Raw genomic sequence first — 10,107 nt, 5'->3', positions numbered from 1 at the left:
GGCGTGCGCGCGCCGCGGCCCAGGCGGCGCGGCCGGCCTCGTCGTCCAGCTCCGGCCGGCGGGGCACGCCGATGCGGCGCAGCGGCGCGACCAGGGTCGGCTGTTGCCACTCGATCGGGCGGGAGAAGGGGTCGTCGCGGTCCTCGCCGGCGATGGCGGCGAAGCCCGCCCAGGCATCCTCGACTGAGAGGGCGAAGACCGAGACGCAATCCAGCGTGCGGCAGGCCGGCACCACGCCGCGGGTCGAGACGACGCCGAGCGACGGCTTGAGCCCGACCAGGTTGTTCAGCGCCGCCGGCACGCGGCCGGAGCCTGCGGTGTCCGTGCCGAGCGCCAGCGTCGCCAGCCCCTGCGCGACCGCGACGGCGGAGCCGCTGCTGGACCCGCCCGGCACGCGCGCCGGATCGAAGGCGTTGCGCGGCACCGGGTAGGGTGTGCGCACGCCGACGAGGCCGGTGGCGAACTGGTCGAGGTTAGTCTTGCCGACCAGCACCGCCCCGGCGTCCAGCAGCCCCGCCACCGCCGGCGCCGTCGCTTGCGCCACGTAGGCAAAGCCAGGGCAGGCCGCGGTGGTGGGCAGTCCCTCGACGTCGATGTTGTCCTTGACCGCGACGGGCAGGCCCCAGAGCGGATAGCGGACGGGGTCGAAGGCGGGCAGGGCCGCCGCTGCGGCTTCTGCCCGTTCCTGCGGCACCAGATGCAGGAAGATGCCCGGATCGTTCAGCGCCGCGAGCCGCTGGTGGACCAGGGCCACGACCTGCTCCGGCCGCAGCCGGCCGGCCGCATAGGCGGCGTGCAGGCTGGCGCGGTCGAGCGACAGGTCGGGGGCGAGGGGCATGCGTCACGTCCAGCAAGGCGCGTGCCGTCCGCCGCGCCATCGAGGTGGAGCGGTCAAGCGACTGAACAGATTGGATTTCCCGGCGAAGTCCGTCCGCCGGGCTACGGCGCGCAGCGGTGTCGTGTATGCACGCGCGCGTTTTCCAGGCGGAAATGCCTATCGAATAGGCGGAACGGGCTCGTCGCTGCCCAGGGCGAGGCTCATCATCCGCCCCCAGGCCGCTTCCGTCAGCGCCAGGTGCTCGCGCACCAGTCGCGCCGCCTCCTCCGCCTCGCCGCGCTGGATCGCGGTGAGGATGCCGCCATGCTCCTCATGCGAGCGGCGCAGACGGTCCGGCGCCTCCAGCTGGGCGGCGCGGAAGGGTGCCAGACGGCGGCGCGTGTCCGCCGCCAGTTCCGCCAGGTAGCCGTTGCGCGCCCCCGCATAGAGCGCCTGGTGGAAGGCGACGTTCGCGGCGCGATAGCCGGCGATGTCGGGCTCGCGCACCATCGCTGCCATCCGGCGGTGCAGCGCCTCCAGCTCCCGCCGGTCGCCGGGCTTCATGGCGCGTGCGCAGGCGGCCGCGGCCAGCGCCTCCAGCTCCGCCATCACCGCGAACATCTCGCGCAGGCGCTGCGGCTGGGGGCGGGCGACGACGGCACCGCGGCGCGGCCGGGTCTCCACCAGGCCGCTCGATTCCAGCCGGCGCAGCGCTTCCCGGACCGGCGTGCGAGAGACGCCATGCGCGGCGGCGAGCGGTACCTCCTCCAGCGGGGTGCCCGGCGTCAGCCTTCCGGAGACGATCTCGTCGGCCAGGCGCTGGGCGAGCGCCTCGGCGCGCGTCGGGACAGGGGGGGCGCGCCGGCGCGCGGGCTGCTGCGCGCTGGCCGCCATCTCGCCGTCAGCGCCGCCCGGCGGCGAAGCGGACGGCTTCCTCGGCGGCGCGGAACAGGGCGCGCGCCTTCTGCTGCGTCTCGGCGTATTCCGCCTCCGGGTCGCTGTCGGCCACCACGCCGGCGCCGGCCTGCACATGCATCGTGCCGTCCTTCACCAGCGCGGTGCGCAGCGCGATGCAGGTGTCCATGTTGCCGTCCGCACCGAAGTAGCCGACGCCGCCCGCATAGGTGCCGCGGCGCGAGGGCTCCAGCTCCTCGATGATCTCCATCGCGCGCACCTTCGGCGCGCCGGAGAGCGTGCCGGCGGGGAAGCCGGCCATCAGCGCGTCCAGCGGCTCCAGCCCCGGGCGCAGGCGGCCAACCACCTCGCTCATGATGTGCATCACCTGGGAATAGCGCTCCACCTGGAAGCGCTGGGTGACGCGGACGCTGCCGATCTCCGCCACCCGGCCCACGTCGTTGCGGCCGAGGTCGAGCAGCATCAGGTGCTCGGCGAGCTCCTTGGGATCGGCGAGCAATTCGCGCTCCAGCCGCGCATCCTCCTCCGGCGTCGCGCCGCGCGGGCGCGTGCCGGCCAGCGGGCGCAGCTTCACCTCGCCATGCTTCACGCTGACCAGGATCTCCGGCGAGGCACCGACCAGGGCGAGGCCGCCAAGGTCCAGGAAGAACAGGTAGGGCGCGGGGTTCAGGCGGCGCAGCGCGCGATACAGCGCGAAGGGCGGCAACGCGAAGGGCACGGAGAAGCGCTGCGAGGGCACCACCTGGAAGACGTCGCCGGCCGCGATGTACTCCTTCGCCTTCATCACCGCCGCGCAGAACCCCTCCTTGGTGAAGTTGGAGGCGGGCGGGGGCAGGGCGGGCAGCGCCGCCGGTGGCGCCGGGCGCGGCAGCGGCCGGTCGAGCGCCGCCTCCGCCTCGTCCAGGCGGGACTGCGCCAGGTCCCAGGCGGCTTGCGCATCCAGCCCGGGGGCGGGCCAGACCGGCGTCACGAGGGTCAGCGTGTCGCGCACATGGTCGAACACCGCGACCAGGGTGGGGCGGAACATCACCGCCTCGGGAATGCCGAGGACGTCGGCATTCTTGGTCGGCAGCCGCTCGATCTGGCGGACCATGTCGTAGCCGAGGAAGCCGAACAGCCCCGCCGCGATGGAGGGCAGCCCGGCCGGCATCGGCATCCGGCATTCCGCGACCAGCGCGCGCAGGCTCTCGATGGGCGCGGCCTGCTCCGGGACGAAGGCGTGCGGGGCGGCCAGGGCGTGGCGGTTGATCTCCGCCGCGCCGCCGCGGCAGCGCCACAGCAGGTCCGGCTCCAGCCCGATGGCGGAGAAGCGCCCGCGCGCGGCGCCGCCTTCCACGCTTTCCAGCAGGAAGGCGTTGGGCCGGCCCTGGACCAGCCGAAGGAAGGCGCCGACCGGCGTGTCGAGGTCCGCGACGCGCTCCCGGAACAGCACCTGGCCGTGGCCGGCAACGAGGCCCTCCGCGAACTGCGCGAAGGTCGGGGTCACGGGAGGACCTCCCCCGCGTGCCTCACGGCGTGCATCGCGTCCGCGCGCCTCACGGCGTGGATCGCTTCCGCGTGCCTCACGGCACGCATCGCGTCCGCGTGCCTCACGGCACGACCTGCTGCATCAGCGCCGGGCTGATGCGGGGCGCTGCACGGGCGCGCAGCGCGGCGGCGAACTGCGCCTCCAGGTCCTCGGCCATCTGCACCTGGGCGACGCGACGGGCATTGGCCAGCGCCTCCGCCTCGGCCGTCGCGTCGGGCCGCACAACCTCCAGCAGTTGCGCCACGGCGAAGCCGGCGCGGGTCGGCACCATCACCGGCTCCCCGACGCGCGTGCCGAACAGCACGGGCAGCAGCTCCGGCGGTACGGTCAGGCCCGGCGTGCCGGGCTCGGGGCGGCGGCCGAAGGGACCCATGCGCTCGGACGGGATGCCGGCCGCCTGGGCGGCTTCGGCCAGGCTCTGCCCGCCACGCATCGCGCCCATCAGCGCGGCTGCGCGCTCCTCCTGGTAGCGGCGACGCGCATCGGTCAGGAAGGCCAGGCGGACATCCTCCTCCACGGTGTCGAAGGGACGCAGGGCCGGCGGCTGGACGCCCCGCAGCTCCACGGCGATGAAGGCGTCGGCCTGGCGCAGTTCCTGCAGGCGCGGCGCGCGGCCGGGCTCGGCGGTGAAGATGGCGCGCAGCGTCTCCGCCCGGCCATCCGCCGGCACAGGCAGCGGCACCGGCGCGCCGTCGGCGTCGTCGCCGCGGGCATCCAGGCGGACCGTGGCCAGCGCCATGCCGTAGCGGCGCGCCGCCTCCTCCAGCGTAGCGCCGCCGGCGATCGCGTCCTCCACCCGGTTGGCGCGATCGAAGGCCATGTCGGCCGCGCGTTCCAGGGCGATCTCCTGGCGCAGGCGGTCCTGCACCTCCTCGAGGCGTGCGGTGGTGCCGGGCGTCACGGCGACGACGCGCAGCACATGCCATCCGAAGGGCGAGCGCACGGGCTGCGTCACGCCGCCCTGCGGCGCGGCGAATCCGGCCTCGGCCAGTTCCGGCACGGGCAGGTCGCCCCGTGCGACGGTGCCGAGCGGCACCGCGTTGCCGCCTGCCGCCTGCGCCGCCTGCGCCACCGCGGCAAGGTCCGGATTGCCGGCCCAGGCCGCCGCGATCTGCCGCGCCGCCTCCTCGGAGGGCAGCAGCGCCTGTTCCAGCTCGCGCCGCTCGGCCGTTTCGAACTGGCCGCGCCTTGCCTCGAAGGCGGCACGTACCTCGTCGTCGGAGACCTCGACCTGGTCGGCCAGGGTCTCGGCCGAGAGCACGGCGAGCGTTGCCTCCCGCAGCTCCGGCGTGGAGAAGCGATCGGGGTTGTTGGCGTGGAAGCGCTCGAGCTGTGCCTGGGTGGGCGGCTCGGGCTCCGGCGCCTCGAGCAGCGGGAGCTCCGCCACCTGGGCGATGCGGCGCTCGCGTTCCCAGTTGAACAGGGCGCGGGCCAGGGTCTCGGGCGCTGGCGCGCCGGCGCGCACGGCGCCCACCAGCTGCATGCGCTGCAGGTCGTCGCGCACCAGCCGCAGGAACATCGCCTCCGTCATGTCGTTCTGGCGGAGGAACTGCTCCAGGATCAGGCGGTTGAACTCGCCCGCCATCTGGAAGGAGGGGATGGCGCGGACATATTCGCGCACCTGCGCATCCGGCACCGACAGGCCCATCCGCCCGGCCTCGATCCGCTGTGCGTGCTCGCCGATCAGCCCTTCCACCGCCTGGCCGGCGATCGCCTCGCGGATCGCCTGGCTGGGCTCGAAGGCGGGGCCGAGCTGGCGCTGCAGGCGCTGCAGCTCGCGCCGCGCGGCGGCCTGGGCTTCCGGCACCTCGACCTGGGCGCCCTGCATGCGCACAACCGCGGTCTCGCGCCAGAAGTTGCGCACGATGTCCTCGATGCCCCAGATCGCGAAGGACAGGATCAGGAGGACGAACAGGACCTTGGCGACCCAGGACTGCGCCAGGTTGCGGAACCAGGTGATCATGCGCCCGGCGTAGCGCAGAGCCGGCCCCGTTGCCAGTGCGCGGCGTGCCGGCTAACCCCGACCGGGTTGGGAGGGAGGCTGCGATGACCCCGGGCGTGAGGCCGCTGATCGCCGGCAACTGGAAGATGCATGGCACGGTGGCGGAAGCCGCGGCGCTGGCCGGCGCGGTGCGAGACGGGGCCGTCGGGGGGCTGCCGGCCGACCTGCTGGTCTGCCCGACCTTCCTGCATGTGGCGGGCGTCGCCGCGCTGCTGGCCGGTTCCCCGGTGGCGGTCGGCGCGCAGGATTGCCACGCCGCGGCCAAGGGCGCGCATACCGGCGACGTCGCCGCGCCCATGCTGCGCGACGCCGGGGCCACCCATGTGATCCTGGGCCATTCCGAGCGCCGCGCCGACCATGGCGAGACCGATGCGACCGTGCGCGCCAAGGCCGAGGCGGCCGCCGCGGCCGGCCTGACCCCCATCGTCTGCGTCGGCGAGACCGAGGCGGAACGGCTGGCCGGCCGGGCGGAGGCGGTGGTGGAGGCCCAGCTCGCCGGCTCCCTGCCGGACGGCTTTGCGGGGGTCGTGGCCCCCGCCGGCGGAGCCGGCATCATAGCCTACGAGCCCGTCTGGGCGATCGGCACCGGCCGCACGCCCACCGAGGCCGACATAGCCGCCATCCACGGCACGATCCGGGCCCGGCTGGCGGCGCGCTTCGGTGCGGCGGGGCAGGGGATGCGGATCCTCTATGGCGGGTCGATGAAGCCGGGCAACGCCCGGGCCATCCTGGCCCTGCCGAACGTGGATGGCGGGCTGGTCGGGGGCGCGAGCCTGGTCGCCGCCGATTTCCTGGCGATCGCCCGCGCGGCGGGCTGACCGCCCGGCGGGTCGGCCGCCGCTGGCCTTCCCGGTCCGGACTCGGTAGATAGGCCCGCCATGACCACCGTCCTCCTCGTCCTCTTCCTGCTCGTCACCCTCGCCATGATCGGGGTCATCCTGGTCCAGCGCAGCGAAGGCGGCGGGCTCGGCATCGGCTCCTCCCAGGGGATGGGCGCCTTCATGACGGGGCGGGGCACCGCCAACCTGCTGACGCGCACCACGGCCATCCTGGGCACGGCCTTCATGGTCCTGGCGCTGGTCCTGGCGATGCTGGGCAAGGGCCAGGCGCCGCGCGGCTCCATCCTGGACGCACCGGCGGCGACCACGCCGGCCCTGCCGACGGTGCCGCCGCTGCCATCGGTGCCGACGAACTGAGTTTCAAGCGCGGCCGACCCGCGCCGGCCGCATCGGCTTCCTGCAACAGACGGGTATCCCCGACTCTGCGGCCACGCTAAGAGGGGCGCCCATGACGCGGTTCGTCTTCATCACCGGCGGCGTGGTTTCCTCGCTTGGCAAGGGTATCGCCGCCGCCTCCCTCGGGGCGCTGCTGCAGGCGCGCGGCTACAAGGTCCGCCTGCGCAAGCTCGACCCCTATCTCAACGTCGATCCGGGGACGATGTCGCCGTATCAGCACGGCGAGGTCTTCGTGACCGATGACGGGGCGGAGACCGATCTCGACCTCGGCCATTACGAGCGCTTCACCGGAGTCCACGCCACGAAGGCGGACAACTGGACGACCGGGCGCATCTATTCCGAGGTGATCGCGAAGGAGCGCCGCGGCGACTACCTCGGCGGGACCGTGCAGGTGATCCCGCACATCACCGACAAGATCAAGGAAGTCATCCAGGCCGAGACGGACGGCTACGACTTCGTCATCGTCGAGGTCGGCGGCACGGTCGGCGACATCGAGTCGCTGCCCTTCCTGGAAGCCATCCGCCAGCTGGCGAACGAGCTCGGGCCGACGCGCAGCCTGTTCATCCACCTGACGCTGGTGCCCTACATCCCCTCCGCCGGGGAGCTGAAGACCAAGCCGACCCAGCACAGCGTCAAGGAACTGCTGGGGGTGGGGATCCAGCCGCAGATCCTGCTGTGCCGCTGCGACCGGCCGATCCCGGAGAACGAGCGGCGCAAGATCGCGCTGTTCTGCAACGTGCGGCCGGAAAGCGTGATCCCGGCCTACGACGCCGACAGCATCTACGCCGTGCCGATCAGCTACCACGACGAGGGGCTGGACCGCGAAGTGCTGCGGCACTTCAACCTCTCCTTCTACGGCGAGCCCGACATGAAGCGCTGGCAGCGCATCGTGCAGGCGGTCCGCGCGCCGGAAGGCGAGGTGACCATCGCGGTGGTCGGCAAGTACACGAACCTGCTCGACAGCTACAAGTCGCTGGCCGAGGCGCTGACCCATGGCGGCATCGCGCACAACGTGAAGGTGCGGCTGGACTGGGTGGACAGCCAGATCTTCGAGGCCGGCGACGAGGAAGCCGTGAAGCGCCTGGAAGGCGTGAACGGCATTCTCGTGCCCGGCGGCTTCGGCGAGCGCGGTACCGAGGGCAAGATCGAGGCGGTGCGCTTCGCCCGCGAGCGCAAGGTGCCCTTCTTCGGCATCTGCTTCGGCATGCAGATGGCGGTGATCGAGGCGGCGCGGAACCAGGCGGGGCTGAAGGGCGCGTCCTCCACCGAGTTCGGCCCCTGCGCGGAGCCGGTGGTCGGGTTGCTGACCGAATGGGCCCGCGGCAACGAGGTGGAGCGGCGCGCCGCCGGTGGCGACCTGGGCGGGACCATGCGGCTCGGCGCTTATCCCGCGCACCTGGCCGCGGATTCGCTGGTGCGCGAGGTCTATGGCGGCGAGGCGGAGATCCGGGAACGCCACCGCCACCGCTACGAGGTCAACGTGAACTACAAGGACCGGCTTGAGCAGGTCGGCCTGCGCTTCTCCGGCATGTCGCCCGACGGGTCGCTGCCGGAGATCGTGGAGCGGCCGGAGCATCCCTGGTTCATCGGCGTGCAGTTCCACCCGGAGCTGAAGTCGAAGCCCTTCGACCCGCACCCGCTGTTCCGCGGCTTCATCGGCGCCGCGGTCCGCCAGGCGCGCCTGGTCTGATCCTGCCCGGAGGTCCGCGATGGACGAGAAGGCCCGCTTCAGGCGCTTCGCCTACGGCATGGTGGCGACGATCGTGCTCACGGTGATCGCCGGCATCTTCTTCGGCTCCATCGGGGTCACGCTGGCGCTGACAGTCGGCCTGGGCGCGACACTGCTGGCCGGCGGGGGGCTCGGCGGGAAGAGCTGACGCCGAAGCCGGCCCGTGGTCGATTAACCACCGGCAAACCCGAACCGTGCTGATTGTTCGGCATGCGAATCATGGTCGGGCAAGGCGGCGCGGAGATCTGCTTCTACGAGCAGGGCGACCTGGTGCGCCTCACGCGGGACGAGGACGGGCCGCTGGTCACCGCCTTCGCGGGCGACTGGGGGCGGGTCACCAAGGTGAATGCCGACGGTTCCGTGGACATCAAGCTGGCCGGCTACAGCCGGGCGAAGGATGCCGGGATGATCCGGGCGCTGTCCGTGCCCCGCAGCCGGGTGGAGCCCTGCGACGAGAGCGGGCGGCCGAGGCTGCGCGGAACGGCCGCGGTGTGGGGAACGCGGCGGCCGACGGGCTGAGCCGCCCGCCGGCCGCGGCCCGAGCGGCTACAGCAGGAAGTCGCTGGCCGACAGCGCGTAGGTCCCTTCCAGCGCGATGGCGATGTCCGCCGTGCCGTCGCCGTTCACGTCGCCCATCACATAGGTGAACCCGCCGAACTGCTCGGTGCGCAACTCCCCCGGCGACAGTGTCCAGCTGTGCGCCGGGTCTCCGGTGAACTCGGCGGAGCCGATGAAGGTGAAGCCGTGGTTGAGCCAGCCGCCATCCGTCGTGTCGGCATCGATCGCGGAGAGGTCGATCTTGTCGCTTCCGCGCACGAAGCCGGTGATGACGTCCCATGCGCCGCTGCCCGGGCTGTCGGAGACGTCGTTGAACACGAAGCGGTCGAGGCCGGAGCCGCCATCCATCGCGTCGAAGCCGCTGCCGCCGACGATGGTGTCGTTGCCGTAGCTGCCCTTCAGCACGTCGTTCCCGGCATCGCCGTACACCAGGTCGTCGTCGCTGCCGGCATAGACGGTGTCGTTGCCGCTGCCCGCGGCGATCACGTCGTTGCCGTAGTCGCCCTGGATGAGGTCATGGCCGGTGCCGCCATACAGGCCATCATTGCCGCTGCCGCCGCGCAGATCGTCGTTGCCGTCGCCGCCCGAGAGCATGTCGTTGCCGCCCGAGCCGGACATCGTGTCGTTTCCCGCGTCGCCATAGGCTTCGTCATTGCCGGCGCCGGTCGAGACCAGGTCGTTGCCCGTGCCGCCATGCACGACGTCCCGGTCTTCGCCCCCGTAGATGACGTCGTCGCCGGCGTCGCCATGCAGGCGATTGAGGCCATTGCCGCCATGGACGGTGTCGTTGCCGTTGCCGCCCTCCACCGTGTCGGCGCCGTCGCCGCCGAGCAGCAGGTCGTTGCCGTCGCCGCCCAGCAGCATGTCGTTGCCGGCCTCGCCGCGCAGCGTGTCGTTGCCGCCGTTGCCGAACGCGGTCTCCGCGGCCGCCGTCCCCATCCAGTTGTCGTTCAGGGCGCCCCCCACGAAGTTGCCGAGCAGCCCGCCGCTCATGGGGCCGTCGAGCAGCAAGTCGGACGAGGCGTTGCGCTGGACAGCCGGAAGCTGGACCGGGCCGCGCGCCGAAGTCAGGTCGTGGATGCGAAGCGATGTGATCATGGTGTCCTCCTGCAAGCGCCGTGTGTTGGCGCGGCGGAAGGGATGCTCCGTATCGATTGCTTCCCGACTGCGGGTCGGCTGCGCGCCGATTGCGTGATCGGTGCAACACGGTATCGCGGGTGTCGGCCGGGCTTCGCGCGTGGTCCGTCCCGGGCATCATGGGCAGCGGGTCGGCGCCGCGCGTCCCAGGGGGCGGCGCCCGGCCCGGCCCGGGGTGCGCGCCCG

10 protein-coding genes are annotated in these 10,107 nt (G+C 72.8%); 5 read left to right on the top strand and 5 right to left on the bottom strand.

Going from position 1 to position 10,107, the window contains the following annotated elements; all coding sequences use genetic code 11:
* The 4 genes from OZN99_RS17770 to OZN99_RS17755 all read right to left on the bottom strand — a co-directional run.
* On the bottom strand, window positions 1-838 hold an 838-nt coding region (locus tag OZN99_RS17770; RefSeq protein WP_270936602.1), incomplete at its 3' end, for an amidase family protein.
* A 156-nt stretch (window positions 839-994) separates the two neighbouring features.
* Window positions 995-1,711 (bottom strand): GntR family transcriptional regulator, encoded by a 717-nt coding sequence (locus OZN99_RS17765; protein ID WP_270936601.1) that lies wholly within the window; start codon window positions 1,709-1,711, stop codon window positions 995-997.
* A gap of 7 nt (window positions 1,712-1,718) precedes the next feature.
* A complete protein-coding gene (gene trpE, locus OZN99_RS17760; RefSeq protein WP_270936600.1) occupies window positions 1,719-3,218 on the bottom strand; it encodes an anthranilate synthase component I in 1,500 nt (499 codons plus the stop codon).
* A gap of 103 nt (window positions 3,219-3,321) precedes the next feature.
* Complete coding sequence (locus tag OZN99_RS17755) at window positions 3,322-5,223, bottom strand: peptidylprolyl isomerase (RefSeq protein WP_270936599.1); 1,902 nt, start codon at window positions 5,221-5,223, stop codon at window positions 3,322-3,324.
* Window positions 5,224-5,318: 95 nt separating this feature from the next.
* Here OZN99_RS17755 and tpiA point away from each other — a divergent pair, with 95 nt between their 5' ends.
* The 5 genes from tpiA (at window position 5,319) to OZN99_RS17730 (ending at window position 8,745) form a co-directional block, all read left to right on the top strand.
* Window positions 5,319-6,080 carry a triose-phosphate isomerase gene (gene tpiA, locus OZN99_RS17750; RefSeq protein ID WP_270936603.1) on the top strand — a complete coding sequence of 254 codons (762 nt, stop codon included), beginning with the start codon at window positions 5,319-5,321 and terminating at the stop codon, window positions 6,078-6,080.
* Between the two features lie 60 nt (window positions 6,081-6,140).
* Window positions 6,141-6,458: a preprotein translocase subunit SecG gene (gene secG, locus OZN99_RS17745; RefSeq protein ID WP_270936598.1), complete on the top strand. Its 318-nt coding sequence runs from the start codon at window positions 6,141-6,143 to the stop codon at window positions 6,456-6,458.
* Between the two features lie 91 nt (window positions 6,459-6,549).
* Window positions 6,550-8,187 carry a CTP synthase gene (locus OZN99_RS17740; RefSeq protein ID WP_270936597.1) on the top strand — a complete coding sequence of 546 codons (1,638 nt, stop codon included), beginning with the start codon at window positions 6,550-6,552 and terminating at the stop codon, window positions 8,185-8,187.
* Between the two features lie 19 nt (window positions 8,188-8,206).
* The gene (locus OZN99_RS17735; RefSeq protein ID WP_270936596.1) at window positions 8,207-8,374 is read left to right on the top strand and encodes a hypothetical protein; all 168 of its coding nucleotides are present in this window, start codon (window positions 8,207-8,209) and stop codon (window positions 8,372-8,374) included.
* Window positions 8,375-8,436: 62 nt separating this feature from the next.
* Complete coding sequence (locus OZN99_RS17730; protein WP_270936595.1) at window positions 8,437-8,745, top strand: hypothetical protein; 309 nt, start codon at window positions 8,437-8,439, stop codon at window positions 8,743-8,745.
* Window positions 8,746-8,772: 27 nt separating this feature from the next.
* Here OZN99_RS17730 and OZN99_RS17725 read toward each other — a convergent pair whose 3' ends face one another.
* Complete coding sequence (locus OZN99_RS17725; RefSeq protein WP_270936594.1) at window positions 8,773-9,882, bottom strand: calcium-binding protein; 1,110 nt, start codon at window positions 9,880-9,882, stop codon at window positions 8,773-8,775.
* Window positions 9,883-10,107: the final 225 nt, after the last annotated feature.

Origin of the sequence: Falsiroseomonas oryzae (genome assembly GCF_027856955.1) — a bacterium.
Taxonomy (GTDB): domain Bacteria; phylum Pseudomonadota; class Alphaproteobacteria; order Acetobacterales; family Acetobacteraceae; genus Falsiroseomonas; species Falsiroseomonas oryzae.
This window is presented reverse-complemented; position numbering and strand designations above follow the sequence as displayed.

What these genes read in the sequence shown, in the direction of transcription:
- OZN99_RS17730 (WP_270936595.1), top strand. Translation starts at nt 8,437, where the DNA reads ATGCGAATCATGGTCGGGCAAGGCGGCGCGGAGATCTGCTTCTACGAG.
- OZN99_RS17755 (WP_270936599.1), bottom strand. Translation starts at nt 5,223, where the DNA reads ATGATCACCTGGTTCCGCAACCTGGCGCAGTCCTGGGTCGCCAAGGTC.
- OZN99_RS17765 (WP_270936601.1), bottom strand. Translation starts at nt 1,711, where the DNA reads ATGGCGGCCAGCGCGCAGCAGCCCGCGCGCCGGCGCGCCCCCCCTGTC.
- OZN99_RS17735 (WP_270936596.1), top strand. Translation starts at nt 8,207, where the DNA reads ATGGACGAGAAGGCCCGCTTCAGGCGCTTCGCCTACGGCATGGTGGCG.
- OZN99_RS17725 (WP_270936594.1), bottom strand. Translation starts at nt 9,882, where the DNA reads ATGATCACATCGCTTCGCATCCACGACCTGACTTCGGCGCGCGGCCCG.
- OZN99_RS17740 (WP_270936597.1), top strand. Translation starts at nt 6,550, where the DNA reads ATGACGCGGTTCGTCTTCATCACCGGCGGCGTGGTTTCCTCGCTTGGC.
- secG (WP_270936598.1), top strand. Translation starts at nt 6,141, where the DNA reads ATGACCACCGTCCTCCTCGTCCTCTTCCTGCTCGTCACCCTCGCCATG.